Annotated in this window: 23 protein-coding genes; 9 read left to right on the top strand and 14 right to left on the bottom strand. The window is 75.7% G+C overall.

Annotated features, from left to right (window positions below; genetic code table 11):
- The first annotated feature begins 98 nt into the window (after positions 1–98).
- The 4 genes from ACI79U_RS01720 (at position 99) to ACI79U_RS01705 (ending at position 3,892) form a co-directional block, all read left to right on the top strand.
- The gene (locus ACI79U_RS01720) at positions 99–971 is read left to right on the top strand and encodes an alpha/beta fold hydrolase (protein WP_457064451.1); all 873 of its coding nucleotides are present in this window, start codon (positions 99–101) and stop codon (positions 969–971) included.
- A 115-nt stretch (positions 972–1,086) separates the two neighbouring features.
- Positions 1,087–1,764: a response regulator gene (locus ACI79U_RS01715; protein WP_457064449.1), complete on the top strand. Its 678-nt coding sequence runs from the start codon at positions 1,087–1,089 to the stop codon at positions 1,762–1,764.
- Positions 1,761–3,200, top strand: coding sequence for an ATP-binding protein (locus ACI79U_RS01710; protein ID WP_457064447.1), 1,440 nt, complete (start codon positions 1,761–1,763; stop codon positions 3,198–3,200). Before ACI79U_RS01715 ends, ACI79U_RS01710 begins: the two co-directional genes overlap by 4 nt.
- A complete protein-coding gene (locus ACI79U_RS01705; RefSeq protein ID WP_457064445.1) occupies positions 3,197–3,892 on the top strand; it encodes a GerMN domain-containing protein in 696 nt (231 codons plus the stop codon). Before ACI79U_RS01710 ends, ACI79U_RS01705 begins: the two co-directional genes overlap by 4 nt.
- Before the next feature lie 13 nt (positions 3,893–3,905).
- On the opposite strand, the gene ACI79U_RS01700 is transcribed toward ACI79U_RS01705, so the two are convergent.
- Complete coding sequence (locus tag ACI79U_RS01700) at positions 3,906–4,439, bottom strand: hypothetical protein (protein WP_457064443.1); 534 nt, start codon at positions 4,437–4,439, stop codon at positions 3,906–3,908.
- Between the two features lie 382 nt (positions 4,440–4,821).
- Between ACI79U_RS01700 and ACI79U_RS01695 the strand changes: the two genes are divergently transcribed.
- Positions 4,822–6,102, top strand: a complete 1,281-nt coding sequence (locus tag ACI79U_RS01695; RefSeq protein ID WP_457064441.1) for an AI-2E family transporter — start codon at positions 4,822–4,824, stop codon at positions 6,100–6,102.
- Positions 6,103–6,128: 26 nt separating this feature from the next.
- Here ACI79U_RS01695 and ACI79U_RS01690 read toward each other — a convergent pair whose 3' ends face one another.
- Together ACI79U_RS01690 and ACI79U_RS01685 are read right to left on the bottom strand one after the other, a co-directional pair.
- Positions 6,129–6,854 (bottom strand): hypothetical protein, encoded by a 726-nt coding sequence (locus tag ACI79U_RS01690; protein ID WP_457064439.1) that lies wholly within the window; start codon positions 6,852–6,854, stop codon positions 6,129–6,131.
- Entirely contained in the window at positions 6,851–7,210 is a 360-nt protein-coding gene (locus ACI79U_RS01685) for a hypothetical protein (RefSeq protein ID WP_457064437.1), read from the bottom strand. Before ACI79U_RS01685 ends, ACI79U_RS01690 begins: the two co-directional genes overlap by 4 nt.
- A 19-nt stretch (positions 7,211–7,229) precedes the next feature.
- Between ACI79U_RS01685 and ACI79U_RS01680 the strand changes: the two genes are divergently transcribed.
- A complete protein-coding gene (locus tag ACI79U_RS01680; RefSeq protein WP_457064435.1) occupies positions 7,230–7,742 on the top strand; it encodes an alpha/beta fold hydrolase in 513 nt (170 codons plus the stop codon).
- 78 nt (positions 7,743–7,820) lie between these two features.
- Here the strand turns inward: ACI79U_RS01680 and ACI79U_RS01675 are convergent, their stop codons facing one another.
- On the bottom strand, positions 7,821–8,252 hold the full coding sequence (locus ACI79U_RS01675) for a VOC family protein (protein WP_457064433.1): 432 nt from the start codon (positions 8,250–8,252) through the stop codon (positions 7,821–7,823).
- 108 nt (positions 8,253–8,360) lie between these two features.
- Here ACI79U_RS01675 and ACI79U_RS01670 point away from each other — a divergent pair, with 108 nt between their 5' ends.
- The gene (locus ACI79U_RS01670; protein WP_457064431.1) at positions 8,361–9,332 is read left to right on the top strand and encodes a helix-turn-helix transcriptional regulator; all 972 of its coding nucleotides are present in this window, start codon (positions 8,361–8,363) and stop codon (positions 9,330–9,332) included.
- A gap of 37 nt (positions 9,333–9,369) precedes the next feature.
- On the opposite strand, the gene ACI79U_RS01665 is transcribed toward ACI79U_RS01670, so the two are convergent.
- Together ACI79U_RS01665 and ACI79U_RS01660 are read right to left on the bottom strand one after the other, a co-directional pair.
- Positions 9,370–9,714, bottom strand: coding sequence for a DUF202 domain-containing protein (locus ACI79U_RS01665; RefSeq protein WP_457064429.1), 345 nt, complete (start codon positions 9,712–9,714; stop codon positions 9,370–9,372).
- Positions 9,711–10,100: a YidH family protein gene (locus tag ACI79U_RS01660; protein ID WP_457064427.1), complete on the bottom strand. Its 390-nt coding sequence runs from the start codon at positions 10,098–10,100 to the stop codon at positions 9,711–9,713. Before ACI79U_RS01660 ends, ACI79U_RS01665 begins: the two co-directional genes overlap by 4 nt.
- Positions 10,101–10,293: 193 nt before the next feature.
- Between ACI79U_RS01660 and ACI79U_RS01655 the strand changes: the two genes are divergently transcribed.
- A complete protein-coding gene (locus ACI79U_RS01655; protein WP_457064425.1) occupies positions 10,294–13,248 on the top strand; it encodes an FAD-binding and (Fe-S)-binding domain-containing protein in 2,955 nt (984 codons plus the stop codon).
- Positions 13,249–13,252: 4 nt separating this feature from the next.
- Here the strand turns inward: ACI79U_RS01655 and ACI79U_RS01650 are convergent, their stop codons facing one another.
- The 5 genes from ACI79U_RS01650 to ACI79U_RS01630 form a co-directional block, all read right to left on the bottom strand.
- Positions 13,253–14,284 carry an amidohydrolase family protein gene (locus tag ACI79U_RS01650; protein WP_457064423.1) on the bottom strand — a complete coding sequence of 344 codons (1,032 nt, stop codon included), beginning with the start codon at positions 14,282–14,284 and terminating at the stop codon, positions 13,253–13,255.
- Positions 14,281–15,063, bottom strand: coding sequence for a DUF1932 domain-containing protein (locus ACI79U_RS01645; protein WP_457064421.1), 783 nt, complete (start codon positions 15,061–15,063; stop codon positions 14,281–14,283). Before ACI79U_RS01645 ends, ACI79U_RS01650 begins: the two co-directional genes overlap by 4 nt.
- A complete protein-coding gene (locus ACI79U_RS01640; RefSeq protein ID WP_457064419.1) occupies positions 15,060–16,064 on the bottom strand; it encodes a VOC family protein in 1,005 nt (334 codons plus the stop codon). The genes ACI79U_RS01645 and ACI79U_RS01640 overlap by 4 nt, the downstream gene beginning before the upstream one ends.
- 38 nt (positions 16,065–16,102) lie before the next feature.
- A complete protein-coding gene (locus tag ACI79U_RS01635; RefSeq protein ID WP_457064417.1) occupies positions 16,103–17,182 on the bottom strand; it encodes a 4-oxalomesaconate tautomerase in 1,080 nt (359 codons plus the stop codon).
- Positions 17,183–17,295: 113 nt separating this feature from the next.
- Complete coding sequence (locus ACI79U_RS01630; protein WP_457064415.1) at positions 17,296–17,979, bottom strand: GntR family transcriptional regulator; 684 nt, start codon at positions 17,977–17,979, stop codon at positions 17,296–17,298.
- 255 nt (positions 17,980–18,234) lie between these two features.
- Between ACI79U_RS01630 and ACI79U_RS01625 the strand changes: the two genes are divergently transcribed.
- Positions 18,235–19,626, top strand: coding sequence for an aminomethyl transferase family protein (locus tag ACI79U_RS01625; RefSeq protein WP_457064413.1), 1,392 nt, complete (start codon positions 18,235–18,237; stop codon positions 19,624–19,626).
- Between the two features lie 94 nt (positions 19,627–19,720).
- On the opposite strand, the gene ACI79U_RS01620 is transcribed toward ACI79U_RS01625, so the two are convergent.
- From ACI79U_RS01620 to ACI79U_RS01610, 3 genes are all read right to left on the bottom strand, one after another.
- Entirely contained in the window at positions 19,721–20,218 is a 498-nt protein-coding gene (locus tag ACI79U_RS01620; RefSeq protein ID WP_457064411.1) for a hypothetical protein, read from the bottom strand.
- An 86-nt stretch (positions 20,219–20,304) separates the two neighbouring features.
- Entirely contained in the window at positions 20,305–20,988 is a 684-nt protein-coding gene (locus ACI79U_RS01615; RefSeq protein ID WP_457072779.1) for a response regulator, read from the bottom strand.
- The gene (locus ACI79U_RS01610) at positions 20,970–22,616 is read right to left on the bottom strand and encodes a histidine kinase (protein ID WP_457064407.1); all 1,647 of its coding nucleotides are present in this window, start codon (positions 22,614–22,616) and stop codon (positions 20,970–20,972) included. The genes ACI79U_RS01615 and ACI79U_RS01610 overlap by 19 nt, the downstream gene beginning before the upstream one ends.
- Positions 22,617–22,652 lie beyond the last annotated feature (36 nt).

Genomic DNA, 22,652 nt, shown 5'->3' with positions numbered 1-22,652 from the left:
GTCACCCCGCCGTCATCCCCGCCGGGGTTCCGTGTCAGCTCCGTGACGAACGCACCCCGCGCCGGGTCGGGGCCACCCGCCCGGGGGACGGGAGGGCCATGTCCCCGTTCCCGTCCTTCGACGGCACCCCGCTGTCGGTCTCCGTCACCGGCCCGGCCGGCGCTCCGTTGGTGGTCCTGGTCCACGGCCTGGGCATGTCCCGGGACTCCTGGGGTGAGGTCCCCGAACTGCTGGCCGACCGGCACCGGGTGCTCCGGTACGACCTGCGCGGCCACGGCAGCAGCGGGGACGCCCGTTCCGGCGGCTACGACCTCGACGCGCACGCCCGTGACCTGATCGCGGTGCTCACCGATGTCGTGCCCGACGGCGAGCGTGCCGTGCTGGTGGGGCACAGCCTCGGCGGCGGCATCATCCTCGCCGCCGAGCAGCAGGCCGCGGCCGCGGACCGCACCGCCGGCGTGGTGTTCGCCGCGTCCGGTGGCTCCGGGGTGACCGCGCCCGGCCTGCCGGCGCGCGGGCTCCCGCCCGCCCTCGCCTCCGGCCTCCGGCGTACCTGGTTCGGCGTGCTGCGCGGCACCCTGACGGTGGGCCGCCGGATCCGGCCGGTCCGGTGGATCGCCGACCGGCTCGTCCGGCGCATCGGCGTGGGCCCGACCGCGCCACCGGACGTCGTCGACCGGGTGCGGAAGAGCTTCCTGACCACCCGGGCCCCGGCGCTGTCCGCCACCACGCTGGCCAGCCTGAGCCACGACGGCGTCCAGCTGGCCCCGGGGTTGCACGTGCCGACGCTGGTGCTCCACGGCGGCGCGGACCCCGAGGTGCCCGGCGACGAGGTGCGGGAGCTCATCGACGCGCTGCCCGACGGCGAGCTCGTCGAGTTCCCCGACGCCGGCCACATGCTGCCGCTGACCCACCCCGCCGACGTGGCCGACCAGGTCGCCCGGTGGACCCGGCAGGTGCGGGCCGCATGACGGCGGGGAGCCACGGCCGCCCGGGCGCCCAGGTCTTGCTGCCCCGACGCGGGCGAACCGGCTGACGGGGAGCTGGCGGTGGCTGGGGAACGGCGGGGCAGGCAGACTTCCGATCGTGTCCCGATCCGTGCTGATCATCGAGGACGACCCGCGGATCCGGCGGATCATGCAGATGACCCTGCAGCGCGAGGGCCTGGAGGTGTCCGAGGCGGGCAGCGGCGAGGCCGGGTTGGAGCAGCTGGGCGAGCGCGGCTTCGACGTCGTCCTGCTCGACCTCATGCTCCCGGGCAAGGACGGGTTCGAGGTGTGCCGGGAGATCCGCCGCACCTCGAACGTCCCGATCATCATGGTGACCGCCCGGGCGGACAGCCACGACGTGGTGGCCGGCCTGGAGGCCGGCGCCGACGACTACGTCTCCAAGCCCTTCGTGGCCAAGGAGCTCTCCGCCCGCATCCGTGCCCTGGCCCGCCGCACCCGCGCCCCCGAGCCCCGCGTGCGGATCTCCGTGGGCGGCCTGGAGATCTCACCGCACGAGGGCACCGTCACCCGCGACGGCGAACTGATCAGCCTGACCCGCACCGAGTTCCGCCTGCTGTGCGAGCTGGCCGAGGAGCCCGGCCGGGTGCTGAGCCGGGAGGAGCTCCTGGAGCGGGTCTGGGGCTACGACTACTTCGGCGACTCCCGGCTGGTCGACGTGCACGTGCGGCGGCTGCGCAAGAAGGTCGAGGCGGACCCGGGGCAGCCCACCGTCGTCACCACCGTCCGCGGCATGGGCTACCGCATCCCGGCGTGACGGCGACCGCCCCGAAGCCGGACCCGGACCTCTCCCCCGCCGCGGGCGGCCGGTCGAGCAGTCCGGCGCGCACCCTCCGGGGCCGCGCCACCCTCGCCTTCACCGCGGTCACCACGGTGCTGTGCAGCCTGCTGGCGGCCGCCGTCTGGGTCGCGGTCTCCCAGTACCTGCTCGTCCAGCGGGAGCGCGCGACGCTGGTGCAGGCGGCCGACAACGCCTCCCAGGTGCAGCGCGCCCTGGGCACGCAGGGCCTCACCGTGCCCCAGGTGCTCGCCCAGCTGCCCCGGGAGACGGGCTCGGTCTCGCTCTACGTCGACGACGGCGAGTGGGTGACGACCTCCCTGCTGGTCGGCCGCGACGCCGTGCCGGCGAGCCTGACCGAGCGGGTGCTCGCGGGCACCCCCGCGCGGCAGCGGATCGAGGTCCAGGGCCAGACGATGATGGCCGTCGGCATCCCGCTCGCCGGGCTGGACGAGGCCTACGTCGAGGTCTTCCCGCTCGACGAGCTGGACAGCACCTACCGGGTGCTCGCCACCGGGCTGGCCCTCTCCGTGGTCGGGCTGGTCCCCCTCCTGCTCACCGTGGGGTGGTGGGTCACCGGCCCGGCACTGCGCCCGCTGGACCGCATCGCCTCCGCCGCCGGGTCGATCGCCGAGGGCGACCTGTCCACCCGCATCGACCCGCAGGGCGATCCGACCCTGGTCCCCATCGCCTCCTCCTTCAACCGGACCGCGGCCCTGCTGGAGGACCGGGTGCGCACCGACGCCCGGTTCGCCGCCGACGTCAGCCACGAGCTGCGGACCCCGCTCACCGCGATGCTCGGCGCCCTGGACCTGGTGGAGGCCACCGCCGACGAGCTGCCGCCCGACGGCCGGGAGGGCCTGGAGCTGCTGCGCGCGGAGCTGGTCCGCTTCGAGCGGCTGATCGCCGACCTGCTGGAGATCTCGCGCGCCGACGCCGGCAACGCCGACCTCGTCGTGGAGGAGGTGCGGCTGGCCGCCCTCGTGGAGGAGGCGCTGCTCCGGCGGCGGCTGGCGGGCCGGGAGACCGCCCGCCTCCAGGTCGACGCGGCGGCCACCGACGTCGTCATCCACGCCGACAAGCGCCGGCTCGAACGGGTGCTGGGCAACCTCATGGACAACGCCGACAAGCACGGTGGCGGCCTGACCGGCGTCACGGTCGCCCGGGGCGAGACCACCGTGTGCGTCCTCGTGGACGACGACGGCCCGGGGGTGCCGGACGAGGAACGGGGGCGCGTCTTCGACCGCTTCGCCCGCGGCACCGGCAGCATCCGCACCCACACCGAGGGGGCCGGGCTCGGGCTGGCCCTGGTGGCCCGGCACGTGCAGGCCATGGGCGGCACCGTGTCGGTGGGCGAGAGCCCCTCGGGCGGCGCCCGGTTCGTCGTCGAGCTGCCCGTCGGGCCGGTGCCATGAGCGCCGACGCACGCCTGCGGCTGCTGGGGGCCGTGCTCGCCGCCGGGCTGGCCACCGGCTGCGGGGTCTCCGCCCAGGAGACCGCCGAGTCCCTGCCCACCGGGGTCCCCTCGATGACGCAGCCGGTGACCGGGGACCGGTCGACCGGGCAGGAGCTGACCATCTACCTGGTCCGCGGCGCCGATCTGACCGCGGTGCAGCGACGCCTCGGCGTCCTCACCGAGGCCGCCGCGCTGGCGCAGGTGGTGGAGGGCCCGACCCGCGCCGAGGCGGCCGATGGCATCCGCACCGCACTCGCCCCCGAGGTGGGGGGCGTGGAGGTGGTGCTGCCCGACGGCACGGCGACGGTGGCGGTGACCCGCGGCTTCACCTCGATCACCGGGGCCAACCAGCTGCTCGCCGTCGCGCAGATCGTCTGGACCCTCACCGACCTGCCGACCGTCACGCGCATCCGCTTCACCGTGGAGGGGCTGCCGGTCGAGGTGCCGACCGACAGCGGCCTGTCGTCCGGGCCGGTCGGCCGGGACGACTACCGGTCCGTCGCCCCGGCCGAGCCGACGCCCAGCCCGACCGGGTCAGAGCCGAGCCCGACCGGGTCGGAGCCCGGTGACGGGGAGACCGCTGGGACCGGAGAGGCCGCACCCAGCGGGACCGGGCCCCGTCCGACCGGGCCCGCCGACCCGACCGGCTGACGTGGACCAGCGGTCACTCCTCGTCGAGCAGGTTGACGTCGACGGCGGCGATGTACGGGCCGTCCTCGAAGATCGCGACGCCCTCGTCCGCCAGGTCGACGCCCAGGTCCTCCTCCACCTCGAGCAGGACGAACGTGCCGACGTCACCGGTGACCTGGGCGGTGTACCCGGGCAGCAGGGTGACGTCGTCCGTCGTCGGCCGGGTGACCAGGGTGGCCATGTCCCCCTCCCCGATCACGAACGCCTCGGGGCTGAGCACCTCGACGATCTTCCCCCGGACGGTCACCGGCTCGTTGGTGAACGCCTCCGGGTCGTCGAAGAAGGCCCCGCTGTCGTCCTCGTCGGGGGCCTCGGCGATGTCCTGCTCCGAGACGTCGTCCTGGAGGGGGTCGACGTCGCCCTGGTCCTCCGCGCCCTGCTCGTTGACGTCCTCGAGCGTCGTCCCCGGCTCCGGCTCGTCGCTGCCGCAGGCGGTGAGGCCCAGTCCGGTCGAGAGGGCGACGGCGGTGCCGACGAGCATTCGCGCGGAGCGGGATCGGGTGGTCATGGCGGTTCTCCCTCGTCTGGCCCGGCGCGCCGCGGCGACGACGCCGCCGGGGTCGGTGCCGGCTCTCCCGGTCCTGCCCGCCACCGCCCGGCTCCCCCGCTCCGCGGCGGCTTCGTCACGGATCCGCCACCGCGGTGACCGCACGTGTGACGGCTGTGTGTCGATTCCCGGGACTGCTGCGCCCCCGCCGGCGTGGGGTACTCGGGGGCGACGGCGACGCCCCGGTCGCCCCACCCCGCACGACAGGCCACCCTGCACGGGAGCGCTCCGACAGCGCGCCGCGCGAGAGCCCCGCACCAGAGACGGAGAGCAGACCGATGCCCACGTCCCACCACCGCGACCACCCCGTCCCGGGACCGCACCCCGGCCGCGGGGCCGGCCGGTGAGGCGTCGCCCCGCGCGGCCCGGCGTGCCGCGCGCCCTGCCCCGCCCCAGCTCCCCGGCCGAGGGGGCGGACGGCGCGGCACCGGCTCCCGGCAGGTCCGGGCTGCGGGGGGCGGCGCCGGCGTGGGCGGTCCGGGCCCTCGTCACCAGCGCGGCGGTGCTCGCCCTGGCGGCCACCGTCTGGCTCGTGCTCTGGCTGCTGCTGCGGATCCCGCTGATCACCGTCACGGTCGCCGTCGCGATGCTGCTCACCGCGCTCGTCGAGCCGCTGCCGCGGTGGTTGTGCGCGCGGCGGGTGCCGCCGGCCGCGGCCGCCCTGCTGACGGTGCTGCTCCTGCTCTCCCTGCTGGGCGGCGTCGGCTTCCTCGTCGGGTTCCGGGCGGCCGGCAAGCTCCGGGACCTGACCCAGCCCCTGGCCGCCGGCATCGACCGGATCCGGGTGTGGCTGGTCGAGGGACCGCTGCAGCTGGACCCGCAGCAGGTCACCGAGACCCGCAACGCGCTGGTGGACCAGATCTACCAGCTGGCCCCCGAGCCGATGGCGGCGACGCGGACGGCGGTCAACGTGCTGGCCGCCGTGGTGCTCGTGGTGTTCCTGCTGTTCTTCCTGCTCAAGGACGGCGCGAGCATGTGGCGCTGGCTGCTGGACCGGGTGCCGGACCGGCACCGCAGCCGGGTGGACGGCGCCGGCCACTGCGCCTGGGCCACGCTCGGCCGCTACGTCCGGGGGGTGATCGTCGTGGCGCTCATCGACGCGGTCGGCATCGGGACGGTGCTGCTGGTCCTCGGCGTGCCGCTGTGGGTCTCGCTCACCCTGCTCACCTTCATCGGCGCGTTCATCCCGTTGTTCGGTGCCACGGTGAGCGGAGCCGTCGCCGTGCTGGTCACCCTGGTCACCAACGACGTGACCGACGCGGTGATCGTGCTCGTCGCTGTCCTGGTCGTGCAGCAGGTCGAGGGCAACGTGCTCCAGCCGATCATCGTGGGCCGGGCGCTGCGGCTGCACCCTGCCGCCGTCCTGGTCGCCGTCACCGCCGGCACGCTGCTGTGGGGGCTGGCCGGCGCGCTGCTGGCGGTGCCGCTGATGGCGGTCTGCTACCAGGTCGCCGAGTTCCTGCGCACCCGCCCCGTCCCGCTCGACCCCGTGGTCCCGTCCGGCGCGACGGCCAGCGAGACAGCCACGGCCAGCGAGACAGCCACGGCCAGCGAGACAGCCACGGCCGGCGAGACAGCCACGGCCAGCGGGACAGCCACGTCCGGCGCGGCGGACGGGAACTGACGCCCCACCGGCCGGTCGGCGGGGCGTCAGCTGCCGGCCTGCTCCGCCACGACCGCGATCCGGTCGGCTGCCACCGCCGCCTCGCCCTCGTGGTCGGCGAAGAAGCCGTCGGGGTCGTCGAGGAGCACCTCGGCGGCGATGCCGAAGTCCTGCTCGAACGTGTCGCGGTCGACCGTCGTGACCGTGCCCGAGACGCGCACGACGTCGCCGACGTCCAGGTCGTCGAACGGGCTCGCGGTCAGCACGGGGACGGCCCCACCCTGGTCAACGCCGCTCGGGTCAGCGCCGCTCGGGTCAGCGCCGCCCGGGTCAGCGCCGCCCGGGTCAGCGCCGCCCGGGCCGGTCCCGATCCGGAAGGCGCTGCCGAGGTCCGTCGCGGTGAGGACCTCCACCACCCGGGCGCTGACCGTGACGTCCTGGCCGACGAGCGATCCGGCGTCCTGGAGCACCCCCGCGTCGTCCTCGACCAACGGGTCGTCCTCGGCCGGGGGCTCCGACGGCGCAGCGCTCTGGGAGCTGCCCTCCGCCAGCGCGCGGACGCGGTCCTCCAGCCCGCGGACGCGGTCCTCCAGCGCCGACACGTCCTCCTGCACCTGCCGCAGCTCGTCGGTGGTCACCACACCGGGTTCGAGCTCGGCGGAGTCCCCGCAGGCAGCGAGGCCGCCCAGGCCGAGGGCCGTGGCCAGCAGCACGCCCGCGGCGCGGCCGGGCGTGCGCGTGCGCCGGGTGGCCGGGCAGGTGCCGTGGTTCACGGCCGCTCCCCTGCTCCGGGGCGGGCCGCGCCGGGCAGCACCACCGTGTCCGACGCCGGGTACGCGCCCGGCGTGCTCCCGTGCCCGCCGTCCGCGGGCCGGACCGGCGGCACCGCGCTGCTGGGTGGCAGAGCCCGGCCGCCCTCGGCGAGCGCGAGGAGCCGCTCGTCCAGCAGGCAGTCGATACGCCGGCTCCGGGCCTCGATGGCCACCACCAGGGCGGCCTCCATGTCGACGAGCTCGGCCTGGCGGCGCCGCACCTCGTGCAGCTCGCCCAGCGCACTCCGGGTCACCGACCCCAGGGCGCGGAGCTCTGCATCGATCCCGTCCACGGGACGGTGAGGGAACTCGGGCACGGCGCGCTCCTCGGCGTGGGTGATCGGCGGGACCCGCCGCGGCGGTCTGGACGGGTCGGCATCGCCTCCCCGGGATACCCGGCCACCGGGCGCGCAGCGACGGACCCCTCCATCTGACACGAGAACGCAAGGAGCGCGCTACAGAGCTGCAATCACCGGGTCCCGGCGCTCCGTACCGCGGGAGACAGCACATCGCGGGCGGTGCGGCATCCACCGGGACCTGTTCCACCAGCAGTTCGCCGCCGACCTCCCGGCGGAGCAGGCCGCCGTCGCCGCGGCCACCCAGCGGCCGCTGCGCGACGTCGCGCTCGACGAGGGCGCGGCGGCCGACCCGGCCTGGCAGCACCTCCCCAGCTGGTTCCTCACCCCGGAGCTGGACCGCAACATCCCGCCGCAGGCGCAGCGGTTCATGGCCGAGCGGGCGGGGGCGCGCGAGGTCGTCGAGCTGGCCGGCGCCTCCCACGCGGTGCCGGCGTCCCGCCCGGACGACGTGGCCGACCTGGTGCTGCGCGCCACCAAGGCGACCACCTGATCTCCCCGCGCTGATCCCCCGCGCCGGATTCGGCCCGGGCCAGGTGACCGGTCGGTCCCCTGGCCCGGACCGGACGGGTCACCCCTGGTACGCGGCGACCACGTCGAGGACCCAGGTCACCCCGAAGCGGTCGGTGACCATGCCGTAGAGCGGCGCGTAGCCGGCCGGGCCCAGCTCCGCCCGCACGGTGCCCCCCTCGGCCAGTCCGTGCCAGCAGCGGGTGATCTCCTCGGCGTCGTCCCCGCGGACGGAGACGTAGACGGCGTCGGTGCCGGCGTCGTGGGGCCGGTTCGGCGGGACGTCGAAGGCCATGATCGAGAAGCCGCTGGGCGACTGCACGCCGCCCCACTTCAGCTGGTCGGGCACGGCGCCGTCGGCGGCGTCCCGCTCGTCGCCGCCCTGGGCGAAGGTGAAGGCGATGACCTCCCCGCCGAACACGGCGGCGTAGTGGTCCAGAGCCGCGCGGGCCTGACCGCGGAAGTTCAGGTGCGTGGTCGTGGTGACGCTCATGTGGGCTCCTCGGGTGCTGCCCGCCGGCGCTGCTCGCCGACGGTGCACACCTACCCTGACAGCGGTAGAGGACAGGTCCGGTCCGCTACTTCGGGCATGATCTCCGACATGAGCGGAACGTCGTCCCGGTTGCTGGCGCTGCTGTCGCTGCTGCAGGCACGGCGCGACTGGCCCGGTGCCGCGCTCGCCGAGCGGCTCGGGGTCACCCCGCGCACCGTGCGCCGCGACGTCGACCGGCTGCGGGAGCTCGGCTACCCGGTGCAGGCCGTCAAGGGCCCGGACGGCGGGTACCGCCTCGACGCCGGCGCCGAGCTGCCGCCGCTGCTGTTCGACGACGACCAGGCCGTCGCCCTCGCCGTCGCCCTCCAGGTCGCCGCGGTCAGCGGCGCCGGCATCGCCGAGGCCGCCACCCGCGCCCTGGTCACCGTGCGCCAGGTGATGCCGAGCCGGCTGCGGCACCGCATCGACGCCATCCAGGTCACCGCCGTGCCCCGCGGCGGCGGCCGGGACGTCGACCCCGCCGTGCTCCTCGCGCTCAGCGCCGCGATCCGGGCCCGCGAGGTGCTCCGCTTCGACCACGGGACCGGGTCGGCCGAGGACGACGGGCGCCTCGCGCCGCCGCGCCGCATGGAGCCGCACCACCTGATCAGCCGGGCCGGGCGCTGGTACCTGCTCGGCTGGGACCTGGACCGCGCCGACTGGCGGACCTTCCGCGTCGACCGGATCAGCCCCCGCACCCCCACCGGCCCCCGCTTCGCCCCGCGTGACCTGCCCGGCGGGGACGTCGCGGCCTTCGTCGACGCCCGGTTCACCGGCTCCGCCGAGGCCGGCACCTGGCCCTGCACCGGCGTGGTCGAGCTCGACCTGCCCGCTGCCGACGTCGCCCCCTTCGCGTTCGACGGCCTCGTCGAGCCACTGGGGCCCGGCCGCTGCCGGCTGACCCTCGGCGCCTGGTCGTGGATCGGGCTGGCCGCCGCGCTTGGCCGGTTCGACACCGCGGTCCGCGTGCTCGACCCGCCGCAGCTGCGCGACGCCTGCGCCACGCTCGCCCGCCGGTACGCCGCCGCGGCCCGCGACTGACGCTGCGGCCCGCGGCTGACGTTGTCCGGGTCCCGGGTCAGCGACCGAGGACGAACGCCAGCGCGAGGAGCCCGACCAGCAGGCCGGAGCAGGCGAGAGCCGCGATGGGCACCCCGGGCTGGCGCACACCGGTGAGGTCCCCCCGGGTCGTCAGCGACTCGTGCACGATCCGGTAGCGGCGGCGCGATGCCCCGGCGACGAGCGCCGCCTGGACCAGCCCCACCGCGGCAGCCAGCAGCGCGAGCACGCCGAGCACCGGCACGGCCAGCCGGCCGGCACCGACGGCGCCGACCGCCATGGCCAGCGCGGTGCGCCGCCAGGCCAGCGCCGTGCGTTCCGCCTGGAGGCCGGCGTCGAACACCCGCCCCGGGGACCGGGTCACCGGAGGAACAGCCCGATCAGCACGAGCAGGCCCGCCACGGTGACGCCGAGAGCGGTCAACAGGCCCAGTCGTGGCGACGGCAGCGGCCGGGACTGCCGCATCGCCCGCTCGGTCGCCATCCAGCCGAACCACGCCTGCACGGGCGCGAGGAGGCCCAGCACGATGAAGACCAGCGCGCTGGCCAGTCTGATGTCCTCGGCGATGGGGAGGTCGAGCGCCTCGAGCGCGACCCCGGCCGCCAGCAGGGCGAGTGACGTGCGGATCCAGGCCAGGAAGGTGCGCTCGTTGGCCAGGCTGAAGCGGGGGTCCGGCTCGTCCCCCGCGCCGTAGACCCGCCGGGGGAACCGGCGGTCGACGCGCTTCCCGTCCGCCGTCCGCTCAGCCATCCCGCCCGACTCCCTCCTGCCGTCCCGTCGCAGCCCACGTGCCAGTCGCTGGAGGATCCGCCAGGGCAGTGCGCTGGATCATGCCACGACTCCCCCGGTCCACCGCGGTGCCGGACGGCGGGCCGGAGCCGTCGCCGGATCGGCGGGACCGGGTGTTCTAGCTTCTGGGGGTGGAGATGCCGGAGGTGGCGACGTGAGCCCGACTGCACGGACGGCCGCCGCGTCCCCGGCCGAGCTCGGCGCCGCGCTGGGCCGGGTCGGGGTGGCCGACGTCCTCACCGACGCCACGTACCGGGCCGCCTACTCCGCGGACGCCTCGCTGTACCGGGTGGTGCCACTGGCCGTGGTCCGCCCCCGGCACGAGGACGACGTCGCGGCCACGCTGCAGGTCTGCCGTGACCTCGGCGTGCCGCTGACCGCCCGGGGGGCCGGCACGTCGGTCGCCGGGAACGCGATCGGCCCCGGGGTCGTCCTCGACCTCTCCCGGCACCTGGACCGCGTGCTGGACGTCGACCCGGAGGCAGGCACCGCGCGCGTCCAGGCCGGCGCCGTGCACGCCACGCTGCAGGCGGCCGCCGCCCGGCACGGGCTGCGCTTCGGCCCCGACCCGTCCACGCACACCCGGTGCACCGTCGGCGGGATGATCGGCAACAACGCCTGCGGCGCCCGGACGCTGGGCTACGGCCGGACCGTGGACAACGTGGCGGGCCTGCGCGCGCTCACCGCCGGGGGCGAGTGGCTGACCACCGGCCGCGGGGACGGCGGGCGCCCGACCGTCGCGGGCCCCGCACCGCTGCTGGACCGGCTGCGCCAGGTCATCGGCGGCGACCTCGCCGTCGCCCGCACCGAGTTCGGCACCTTCGGCCGCCAGGTCTCCGGGTACGCCGTCGACGCGCTGCTGCCCGAGCGCGGGTTCGACGTCGGGTCCCTGCTGGTCGGCAGCGAGGGCACCCTCGCCGTCGTCACCGAGGCCACCGTCGACCTGGTCACCGACCCGGCCGTCCGGCTGCTGGTCGTGCTCGGCTACCCCGACTTCGGCACCGCCGGCGACGCCATCCCCGCGCTGCTGCCGCACTCGCCCACCGCGTGCGAGGGCATCGACTCCCGGATCGTCGAGGTGGTCCGCGCCCGCCGCGGACCCGGCGCGGTGCCGGCACTGCCCGGTGGCCGGGCCTGGCTGTTCGTCGAGATCGCCGACGCGGACCTCGCGGCCGCGCGCGAACGGGCCGGGGCACTGGTCGCCGACGCGGGCGCGGTCGACGCCGTCGTCGTCGACGAACCGGCCCGGATCGCCGCGCTGTGGCGGATCCGCGAGGACGGCGCCGGCCTGGCCGGGCGCGCCCCCTCCGGCCGGCCCGCGCACGCCGGCTGGGAGGACGCCGCCGTCCCCCCGGCCCGGATCGGCGACTACCTGCGCGCCTTCGACGCCCTCGTCGACGAGCACGGGCTCACCGCCATGCCCTACGGGCACCTGGCCGACGGGTGCGTGCACGTGCGGCTGGACTTCCCGCTCGACCGGCCCGGTGGCCCGGGCGCCTTCCGTGCGTTCCTGGAGGCCGCGGCCGACCTGGTGGTGGGCTTCGGCGGGTCGCTGTCCGGTGAGCACGGCGACGGGCGGGCGCGCAGCGAGCTGCTGCCCCGGATGTACTCCCCGGCCGCGCTGGACCTGTTCCGGGCGGTCAAGACCGCCTTCGACCCGGCCGGGCTGCTCAACCCCGGGGTGCTGGTCGACCCCGACCCGGTCGACGCCGCCGTCCGGGTCGTCGCCGCCCGGCCGGTCCGGCAGCAGCTGGCGCTGGCCTACGCCACCGACGGCGGCGACTTCGCCCAGGCCGTGCACCGCTGCACCGGCGTGGGCAAGTGCCGCGCCGACACCACCGGCGCCGGCGGGGTGATGTGCCCGTCCTGGCTCGCCACCCGGGAGGAGAAGGACTCCACCCGCGGCCGCGCCCGAGTGCTGCAGGAGATGGTCGGCGGCGACCCGGCCGACGGGCTGGTCGACGGCTGGCGCTCCCCCGCCGTGCACGAGGCGCTGGACCTGTGCCTGTCGTGCAAGGGCTGCGCGTCGGACTGCCCGACCGGCGTGGACATGGCCGCCTACAAGACCGAGGTGCTGCACCAGTCCTACCGGCGCCGGTTGCGGCCCCGGTCGCACTACACCCTGGGCTGGCTGCCCCGCTGGTCCCGGCTGGCCACCCGGGTGCCGCGGCTGGCGAACGCGGCCACCCGGCTGCCCGGGGTGCGCCGGCTGGCGCTGTTCGCCGCCGGCGTCGACCCCCGCCGCTCGGTGCCGGCCTTCGCCCCGGAGACCTTCCGCGCCTGGTTCGCCCGCACCGCCGGCCAGCGGCGCACCGAGGGCCGGCCGGTGCTGCTGTTCGTCGACGGCTTCACCGACGCCTTCTCCCCCGAGGTCGGCCGCGCCGCGGTCGAGGTGCTGGAGACCGCCGGCTACCGACCGCAGATCACCTCGTCACGTGCCTGCTGCGCGCTCACCTGGATCACCACCGGCCAGCTCGACGCCGCCCGGCGGATCCTCGGCCGCACCGTCGACGAGCTCGCCGCAGCCGTCGACGCCGGCATCCCGGTGGTCGGCCTGGAGCCCTCCTGCACCGGGGTGCTGCGCGGCGACGCCGCCGAACTGCTGCACGGCGATGCCGTCGGGCCGCAGCGCAGTGCCGCCGCCGAGCGGGTGGCCGCGGGCACCCGCACCCTGGCGGAGCTGCTGACCGCCGACGCCGGCTGGGCTCCACCGTCGCTGGCCGGCACCACGGTGATCGCCCAGCCGCACTGCCACCACCACGCCGTGATGGGCTGGGACGCCGACGCCCGGCTCCTCGCCGACGCCGGCGCCGAGGTCACCCGCCTGGGCGGCTGCTGCGGCCTGGCCGGCAACTGGGGCGTCGAGCGCGGCCACCACGAGGTGTCGGTCGCGGTCGCCGCACTGCAGCTCACCCCCGCGCTGGCCGGCCGGGCACCCGGTGACGTGCTGCTCGCCGACGGCTTCTCCTGCCGCACCCAGGCCGACGACCTGCACGGGGTGCGCGGGGTGCACCTCGCCCAACTCCTCGCTGCGCAGCTGCTCGCCGCACAGCTGCCCGCCGCCGGCCCCGGGGAGCCGGGCACCGGCGGCGAGCAGGACCGCGGCTAGCTGCTCAGCGGCCGGCCTTCTGCAGCGCCGCGTCCAGCCGGGGGTAGACCCGGCGGACGTTGTGCTCGAAGACGTCGGCGCGGGCCTGCTCGTCCAGGGCGCCGTTGGCGAAGGCGGCCTCGACGTAGCGGCGGGTGTCGTCGAAGTAGTGGCCGGTGCGCGCGTCGATCCCGCGCACCGCCCCGACCATCTCCGAGCCGAACAGCACGTTGGGGGTGTCGATGACGTCCAGCAGCAGGTCGATGCCGGGCTGGTGGTAGACGCAGGTGTCGAAGAAGACGTTGCCCATCACGTTGGTCTCCACCGCCGGCTGCCCGAGCATGTCGGCCAGGCCCCGGTAGCGGCCCCAGTGGTACGGCACCGCGCCGCCACCGTGCGGGATGACCAGCCGCAGGTCGGGCAGGTCACCGAACAGGTTGCCCTGGACCAGCTGCATGAACGCCGTGGTGTCGGCGCTGATGTAGTAGGCGCCGGTGCCGTGGAAGAACGGGCTCGCCGACGCGGAGACGTGCACCATCGCCGGGACGTCGAGCTCGATCATCGCCTCGTAGAACGGGTACCAGCTGCGGTCGGTCAGCGCCGGCGAGCTCCAGCGCCCCCCGCTCGGGTCGGGGTTGAGGTTGCACCCCACGAAGCCCAGCTCGTCGACGCACCGCCGCAGCTCGGCGATCGACCCCTCGATCGGGGCGCCGGGCGACTGGGGCAGCTGGGCCACGCCGATGAACCGGTCCGGGTACAGGGTGGTCACCCGGTGGACCAGGTCGTTGCAGCGCCGGGTCCACTCCAGGCTCACGTCCGCGTCGCCCACGTGGTGCGCCATCGCCGAGGCGCGCGGGGAGAACAACGTGACGTCGATGCCGCGCTCGTCCATCAGCCGCAGCTGGCTGCTCTCGATGACCTCCCGGAGCTCGTCGTCGCTGATCTCCGGGTAGGCCGGGGCGGACGTGCCCGCCTCCCAGGCCGCGACCTGCTGCTCGCGCCAGGCGGTGTGCGCGGCCGGCGCGGTGGTGAAGTGGCCGTGGCAGTCGATGATCATGCGGGGACTCCCTGTTCTCGGTCGCGCAGCTCGCCGAGCAGGTCCCGGGCCGCCGCCGCGACCCGCGGCTGCACACCCAGCCCGGTCAGCTGCTCGGTGGCGGCGGTCATCTCGTCGGCCCGCCGGCGGGCGTGCTTGTGGGTGCCGTCGACCAGGCGGTCGATGGTCTGCTCGTCGAAGCCGGCGAGCTCGGCGCTGATGTTGTCCCGCAGCCAGTCACCGCAGCCGGCCGCGTCGGCGGCGGCCAGCGCCTCGACGACCGCCGCGGCCAGGCCCTTGTAGAACACGCTGCGCAGCAGCTTCCGGGAGATCGCCTCCCCCACCGGGCCGGGCTGCACGGTGACCTGGGCGCCGAAGCCCCCCATCAGCTCCGCGTACCGCTGCGCCGCCGGTCCGGAGACCAGCATCGGCGTGCGCAGCCCCTTGCCCGGGACCGGGGCCATCAGCGCGACGTCGACGACGTCGGCGGCAGTGCCGGCGGCCTCGGCCAGCGCCACCTTCACCCCCGGCGCGGCGGTGTTCAGGTCGGCCCAGACGGTGCCCGGTCGGATCCCCGGCAGGGCGTGCCGCAGCGCGGTGGCCGCGTCGTGCGAGCTGTTGGCGCTGAGCACCAGGTCGGCGTCCCGGACGGCGTCCGCCTCGTCCCTGCGCACGGCCACACCCGGCACCCCGGACACCTGCGGGTCGTAGCCGCGGACGTCGGCGCCGGCGGCCACCAGGTCCCGGGCGATCTCCGCCCCGGCCTCCCCCAGCCCGAGGAGTGCGATCCGGACGGTCACCGGGCGGTCCCGTAGGCGTCGCCCTCCGGGTCGGTCGCGCCGGACTCCTCCTGCTCCTCACCGACGGGCGGGGTGCCGTGGGTGTGGAAGGTGGAGATGGTCTGCAGGCCCCACGCCTGGCCCTTGGCGCGCTCGGCCGCCGACCAGTCGATGGGCTGCCAGTCCGGGGCCATCACCAGCCGGGCGCCGGGGTTGTCCAGCTCGATCCGGTTGCCGGCCGGGTCCCAGATGTAGAGGAAGAAGCTCTGCTGGATGGTGTGCTTGTGCGGGCCGGTCTCGATGTGGATGCCGTGCTCCAGCGCCAGGTCGGCGGCCCGGATGATGTCGTCCCGGCTGTCGACGGCGAAGGACAGGTGGTGCAGCCGGCCGGCGGTGCCGGTGTTGTCCCGGGTCCAGACCGCGTCGTAGCCCTTGTTTGTGAAGGTCGTCCAGCTGCCGGCGACGCCGTCGTCGAGCACGATCTGCTCGGTGACCATCCCGCCGAGGACGTCGACGGCGAAGTCGCGGTTGGCGACCGGGTCGACCCCGAGGTAGTTGATGTGGTCGATGCGGCGGACGCTGACGCCGCGGCCGGGGTAGGCCTGCGCCTGGTTCTTCAGCGCCGGCTTGAGGTCGCCCTCGGGCCGGTACCACTCGGTCTCGTAGTAGACGCCCATCTCGTGGCCGTCCGGGTCGCTGAAGACGTAGACCGGGCCGTAGCCGGGGTCGCCGTCCTGCCAGCCCTTGCCGAGCCCGGTCGCCTCGATGGCGGCCACCCGGCGCTCCAGCGCCTCGGGGCTGCTCGCCCGGAAGTTGGTCCGGCCGACCCCCGGCTTCGGCGCGGCGGTGAGCTTGATCGTGGCGTTCTCGTAGTCGTCCCACGCGCGCAGGAACACCGAGTCGCCGACCGACCCGTGCTCGGTCATGCCGAGGTAGCGCACGTAGAAGTCGAGGCACTCCTCCGGCTTGTCGGTGAGCACCTCGACGTGGGCGAGGTGGGCGATGTCGTGGAGGGGGGGCACGGAGCTCTCCTTTGAGTCGGTGGTCCTGCGGTGCGGCTTCAGCGGGGGTAGGCGGTGCCGTCGAACAGCTTGCGGGCGGTGCGCACGACGCCGGAGCGGCGCACCTGCGGCGGCGTGGTGCTCGCGTCGACCACCACGTCGACGAGCAGGTGCCCGGTCGGGTGCTCGACGTCGACCTGGGAGGTGTCCTGCGGCCAGCCGGTGGTGAGCTCGTGGCCGACCGCGCCGGGCAGCAGCATCCCGGTGACGACGCTGACCGCGGCCAGCACGCCGATCGAGGTGTGCGGCTGCACGGGGATGAACGAGCGGGTGCAGACCTGACCGCCGTCCCGGGCCGGGGCCAGCAGCGCGGTCTTGGGCACCGAGTTCCCGGCGACGTCGCCCAGACCCATCAGCTGACCCGCCTTGGTGCGGAAGGCGTCGATCCGCGTCAGCAACCCGGCGTTGCCGGCCAGCTCCTCGTGGCTCTCGTACCCGGTGAGCCCGAAGTCGGCGGCCAGTGCCACGACCACCGGCATGCCGTTGTCCACGCAGGTCGCCTCGACGCCCTCGATGGTGTCCCGCACCTGCCCGGTGGGCAGCAGGCTGCCGGTGGCCGAGCCCTCGGTGTCGGTGAAGGCGAGCACCACCGGCGCGGCGGTGCCCGGCACGCCCGCGATCCCGACGTCGCCGCGGTACTCCGGCCGGCGGCCGGGCGTCGGGAACGTGGCGACGGCGATGCTGTCGGAGTTCACCATCCGGATCCGCACGCTGGTCTCGCCGTCCTCGGCGGGCACCAGGCCGCGCTCGACCGCGAACGGGCCGACCCCGGCGAGGATGTTGCCGCAGTTCTGCTGGTCGCCGACCGTGGGCTGGTCGACCCCCAGCTGCAGGAACAGGTAGTCGACGTCGGCGTCCGGGTGGTCGGAGGGGCCGACGACCGCGACCTTGCTGGTGAGCGACGTCGAGCCGCCCAGGCCGTCGATCTGCCGGGGGTCGGGGGTGCCCATCAATCGGAGCAGCAGGTCGTTGCGCACGGCCTCGTCGCCAGGCAGGTCACCGGGTTCGAGGTAGAGGCCGCGGGACGTGCCGCCGCGCATCATCGTGCAGCGGACGCCGGTGTCGTCGTAGCTGGTCACCGTCAGCTCCTCACCGTCAGCGGCGGGCAGCTCGCTCGCCCGCCGACGACGCTAGGGCCGGTCCCGGAGGATTGTCAACAATTCTGCGGGCTCGCCGGAAGGGTGTCCGCGGGTCACCCGGCCGCCTGCTCCCGCAGGATCGCGATGACCTCCTGCACGTGCTCCCGGGCCGCCGCCTCGGCGGCCTTCCCGTCGCGCGCCGCCACGGCGGCGACCACCCGCTGCAGCTCGGCCAGCGAGCGCTGCGGCCGGCCGGGCCGCAGCGACAGGCGGTACTGCTGCCGCACGATCTGGGCCTGCAACCGCTCCACCAGGGCCGCGGCCACCGGCTGCCGGGCGATCTCCGACAGCAGCGCGTGGTGCTGCTGGATCAGCGCGGAGTACTCGATCAGCTCCTGCCGGGCGAGGGCCTGCTCCAGCAGCCGGGCGTTCGCCTCCAGCCGGGCGAGGTCGGCGTCGGTCGCCCCCTCGGCGGCCTTGCGCGCCAGCAGCCCGTCGAGCACCAGGCGGCACTCCATGATGGCGACCGCCTCGGCCGCCGACACGGTGCGCACCCGCACCCCCCTGTTGGGGACGCGCTCGACCAGCCCGTCGGCCACGAGGGCGTCCAGGGCCATCCGGGCGCTGCTGCGGGTGACCCGGTAACGCTCACCGAGCTCGGCCTCGACCAGCCGCTGGCCCGGCACGACGTCGCCACGCGCGAGCTCGGCCCGCAGCTGCTCCTCGGCGAACTGCCGGCCCTGGACGCCGCTGAGCAGTCCGCCGTCCGCGTCGACCACGTGGTTCACGTCGCTCACCCGCTGAACGGTAGGCACCCCGCGCCCGCGGCTCAACGACCGCGGCCCCCCGGCCCCGTCCGGCGCGGGAGATCGCAGGTCGCGACGTCCGTCTCGGTGCCCGTGCGACCGGCCGACGCGCAGGTGGAGTCGGTCGCGGGTTCCGGCGCAGCCGGCGGCTGCCTAGCGTCGTGGTCGAGCACCGCGCGGCCGTCCCGGTCGCCGTCGCGTCCCGTGCCGCACCGGCACCCCCCTCCGGAGAGGACCCCCACCGTCGTGACCTCCCAGCCCCAGCAGTCCGAGAACCAGCAGTCCGAGAGCCTGGCCGCGGCCATCGCCCGGGTCGGTGACCCGGTGCAGCTGCTGCGCAACCTGCCGACCCGGGCGCACACCTTCCCGGTGCAGCCGGAGTTCACCAACTGGCGCACCGAGCAGCGCGCCTGGGTGGACTCCTGCGCCCTGCTCGACCAGTCCCACCACATGACCGACCTGTTCATCTCCGGCCCCGACGCCCTCCGGCTGCTCAGCGACGTCGGGGTGAACACGTTCGCCACCTTCGGCGTCGGCCGGGCCAAGCAGTTCGTCGCGGTCAACCCCCGCGGCCAGCTGATCGGCGACGCGATCCTCTTCCACCTCGAGGAGGAGCTCTTCGACCTGGTCGGCCACCCGATGGTGCTCGACTGGGTGCAGTTCAACCTGGAGCGGGGGGACTACGACGCCACGACCGAGCGGGACGACAACTCCGCCGTCCGCCGGTCCGGGCCGCCCCGGCTGTACCGCTACGAGCTGCAGGGACCGACCTCCCCCGCGCTGGTGGCGGCGGTCACCGGGCAGCCGGTCCCGGACACGAAGTTCTTCCAGATGGCCGACTTCACCATCGCCGGGCACCGGGTGCACGGCCTGCGCCACGGCATGGCCGGGCAGCCCGGCTTCGAGCTGTTCGGCCCGTGGGCCGAGGGCGAGGACGTGCTCCAGGCGCTGCTCACGGCCGGGGCCGACCACGGGCTGGTCCGGGTCGGGGCCAAGGCGTACTCGACGGCCAACCTGGGGTCGGGCTGGGTGCCGGCGCCGTTCCCGGCCGTCTTCACCGACGACCCGCTGATGCAGGCCTACCGCGAGTGGCTCCCGCTCGAGGCCGTCGGCTCCCTGGGCGGCAGCCACGACCCGTCCGACATCGACGGGTACGCGCTCACCCCCTACGACCTCGACTACGGCCGCACGGTCAGGTTCGACCACGACTTCATCGGCCGGGCGGCGCTCGAGGAGATCGCCGCCGGGCCGCACCGGCAGAAGGTCACCCTGGTCTGGGACGCCGACGACGTGACCGATGCGCTGGGCTCGATGTACCGGCCCGGGCCCGGCGCCAAGTTCATCGACCTGCCCAAGGCCCGCTACGCGACCCACCACGAGGACCGGGTCCTCGCCGACGGCCGCCAGGTCGGCCTCTCGCTGGACTGCGGCTACCTGGCCGACGAGCGGGTCATGGTCTCCCTGGCGACCGTCGACGCCGAGGTCGCCGAGCCGGGGACCGAGGTCACCGTCCTGTGGGGCGAGTCGCCCACCACCGCCAAGCCCCAGGTCGAGGAGCACGTGCAGCGCGAGATCCGGGCGACGGTGGCTCCCGCGCCGTTCTTCGGGTACGCCCGCGAGAACTACCGCCGGAGCTGATCCCCCTGCTCCCCCGGCCGGCGCCGGTCCCCCGGCGCCGGCCGGGTGTCCGCAGCCCGGAGGGCAGCGCGGTCCGCGTGCGGCAGCGCGACCGCTACGCCCCGGTGGGGAGCCGGGCCCGGAGCCGGTCGCTGAACTCGACGTCGTACGGCAGCGTGCGGAGCTCCTCGGGCGACGCGTCGATGCCGTGGGCGTGCAGCAGTCCGGCGAGCCAGTCCCAGGGGTGCTCCTCGCCGGTGTCCTCCGCGTCGTCGGGCAGGACGGTGGTGCGCACGTCGGCCTCGAGGCCCGCCAGCGTCAGGTGCTGCCAGGGGTCGGCCCCGGCGCTGAGCCCGAACCCCCGTTCGTCGTGGAGGCGGATGCGACGTCCGTCGGCCAGGACGGCGAACTCCTCGACCCGGAAGTCGAGCCCACCGGGGTCCAGCACCGGCCTCCCGGGCCCCGGGACGAACCGCCCCGGCCGGGGGCCCGTGCGGCCGTCGTCGGCCTCCTCCGCGTCGCCGCCCTCCTGCGCCGCCAGCAGTCGTCGCCGGGCCTCGTCCTCGGTCTCGAGGTCGCACCACGCGCCCAGGCGGACGACCTGCTCAGCCACCGCCGCACCGTAGCGCTGACGGCGGCAACGGCGGCTGCGGGGCACCCGGTCAGGACTTCCCCACCGCACCGGGGGCCCTGCCCGGCTCACCCCCGGTTCGGCTCCACGAGCCCCTCCCGGACGGCGAGCAGCGCCGCCTGGGTCCGGGAGGTCACGTCGAGCTTGTGCAGCAGGTGGCTGACGTGCGTGCGGGCGGTGCGCTCGCTGATGACCAGCACGTCGGCGATCTGCTGGTTCGACCGACCCTGCCCCACGAGCACGAGCACCTCCCGCTCGCGCGCGGTCAGCCGCCCGAGGCCGTTCTCCGGCGCCCGCAGCCGCTGGGTGAGCCGGCGGGTGACGGCGGCGTCGAGGAACACCTCGTCCGCCACCGCGGCCCGCAGGGCGCCGTCGACCTCGGCCGGGCCGGCGTCCTTGAGCAGGTAGCCCGATGCCCCGGCGTCGAGCGCGGCGTGCACCCGCTCGCTCTCCCCGAAGCTGGTCAGCACGACCACCTTCACGCCGGGGAAGCGCCGCACGATCTCAGCGGTCGCCGCGACGCCGTCCATCCCGGGCATCACCAGGTCCATGAGCACGACGTCGGGCAGCGCCCGGGCGCCGGCCAGCTCGTCGAGCACCACCAGCGCGGCGGCGCCGTCGGCGGCCTCCCCGGCGACCTCCACGTCCGCGAGCGCCTCCAGGTAGGCGACGACCCCGCGGCGCAGGACCGCGTGGTCGTCGACCACCAGCACGCGCAGCGACGTCGGCGCCGTCATCGTCCGGCCGCCCATCGGTCGGCCGGGGGCACCGGCACCGGCACCGCCGCCGGCACCGTCAGCCGCACCCGGGTGCCGCTCCCCTCGACGTCCTCCACCTGCACCTGACCTCCCCATCTCCGCGCGCGGTCGCGCATCGCCGTCATGCCGTAGCCGGGCGCGGACCCCTGATCCCCGTCGGCGCCCCCGTCGGCGCCCCCGTCGGCGTCCCCGTCGGCGCGGCCCGTCGCCGCGGGCAGTCCCCGCCCGTCGTCGGTGACCGTCGCGCGTACCGCGGGACGGCCACTGCCGGCCACCGAGCGGGCCGCGGGGTCCCCGGCGAGCCCCACCGCGATGTCGATCCGGGTCGCCGCGGCGTGCTTGACGCTGTTGTGCACCGCCTCCGCCAGCACCCGGTACACGTCCTCCACCAGGTCCGGGCCGAGCCGGCCCGCGACCCCGGCCGGATCGTCGACGTCGAGCCGGACCTGGAGCCCGGTGCGGGCCGCGGTCGTCTCGCACAGGGCGCGCAGCGCGGACTCCAGCCCCCGCCCCGCGGTCGCGACCGGGCGCAGCTCCCCGACCATGCCGCGCAGGTCCGCCAGCACGTCCTCGCCGACGGCGGCCAGCTCGTCGGCGACCTGGGCGACCCGCTCCGGAGGCGGTGGCAGCCCCCGGCGGACCAGCACGCCCAGGGAGGTGGCCTGCATCATCATCGAGAACACCTGCTGCACCACGGAGTCGTGCAGGTCGTGCGCCAGCCGCTGCCGTTCCTCCCGGCGGGCGACCTCACCCTCCCGCTCCACCAGGGCGGCCTGGTCGACCGCCATCGCCGCCTGCTCGGCCATGGCGACCAGGAAGCCGAGCTCGGTGTCACCCACCGCCCGGTCGGGGGCGTAGAACGCGTTGATCACGCCGGTCGGCCGGCCGCGGGTGAGCATCGGCACGCTGACGAAGGTGTCCCACCGCGGGTGCCGGAGGAACTCCCACAGCGGCTCCCAGGCCGGGTCCTCGGTCGACTCCTCGTACCGGTGCGGCACGACCACGGGCGCCCCGGTGCTCAGCGCGTCCAGCATCCGCAGCCGGGCGCCCCGGTCACGGCAGGCAATGAGCTTGTCGAAGAAGTCCGGCTCCCGGCCGAAGCCGGCGGCGCCCAGCACGTGCAGCCGGTCCCGGTCGGCGTCCAGGGTCAGGATCTGCACCCCGGCCAGGCCGTCGGCGCGCAGCACCTCGTGCGCCAGCGCCTCCGCGGTCGACGACAGCGAGCGCTTGGCGGCCACCTCCGAGGCCACCGCGGCGATCGCGGCGAGCCGGCGCTGGTGCACCCGGGCATCGGTGACGTCCCGGAAGGAGACCACCCAGTGGTCCTCCCCCGGCACCGGGTCGAGCAGGTAGGAGAACTCGCGCCGCGGCCCCCGCCCGGGGTCCCATGCGGCGGTCAGCTCCGCCGCCGGCCCGGCAGGTCGCCCGGGCGGACGGAACGGCGAGGGGTGTCCGCCGATGGTCGCCGGGGTGGCGCCGAAGAGCGCGGCGCCGGTCGGGTTGGCCGCCTGGAAGACGCCGCGGGCGTCGATCACCGCCAGCCCCTGGGAACTGTGCTCGACGAGCCGCTCCGCCCAGCCGCCCGCCGACCGGGCAGCGTCCTGCTCGCGCCCTGGGTCCACGTCGACCTCCTCACGCCGTACCGAGGTCCCATCATC

Source organism: Modestobacter sp. SYSU DS0904 (assembly GCF_054051115.1).
The sequence above is the reverse complement of the archived record's forward strand: the minus strand, read 5'-3'. Positions and strand labels throughout refer to the sequence as shown.

Excerpts from the sequence above, each read along its gene's own strand:
- ACI79U_RS01700 (WP_457064443.1), bottom strand. The coding sequence starts at position 4,439 with ATGACCACCCGATCCCGCTCCGCGCGAATGCTCGTCGGCACCGCCGTC.
- ACI79U_RS01650 (WP_457064423.1), bottom strand. The coding sequence starts at position 14,284 with ATGATCATCGACTGCCACGGCCACTTCACCACCGCGCCGGCCGCGCAC.
- ACI79U_RS01675 (WP_457064433.1), bottom strand. The coding sequence starts at position 8,252 with ATGAGCGTCACCACGACCACGCACCTGAACTTCCGCGGTCAGGCCCGC.
- ACI79U_RS01670 (WP_457064431.1), top strand. The coding sequence starts at position 8,361 with ATGAGCGGAACGTCGTCCCGGTTGCTGGCGCTGCTGTCGCTGCTGCAG.
- ACI79U_RS01705 (WP_457064445.1), top strand. The coding sequence starts at position 3,197 with ATGAGCGCCGACGCACGCCTGCGGCTGCTGGGGGCCGTGCTCGCCGCC.
- ACI79U_RS01660 (WP_457064427.1), bottom strand. The coding sequence starts at position 10,100 with ATGGCTGAGCGGACGGCGGACGGGAAGCGCGTCGACCGCCGGTTCCCC.
- ACI79U_RS01615 (WP_457072779.1), bottom strand. The coding sequence starts at position 20,988 with ATGGGCGGCCGGACGATGACGGCGCCGACGTCGCTGCGCGTGCTGGTG.
- ACI79U_RS01720 (WP_457064451.1), top strand. The coding sequence starts at position 99 with ATGTCCCCGTTCCCGTCCTTCGACGGCACCCCGCTGTCGGTCTCCGTC.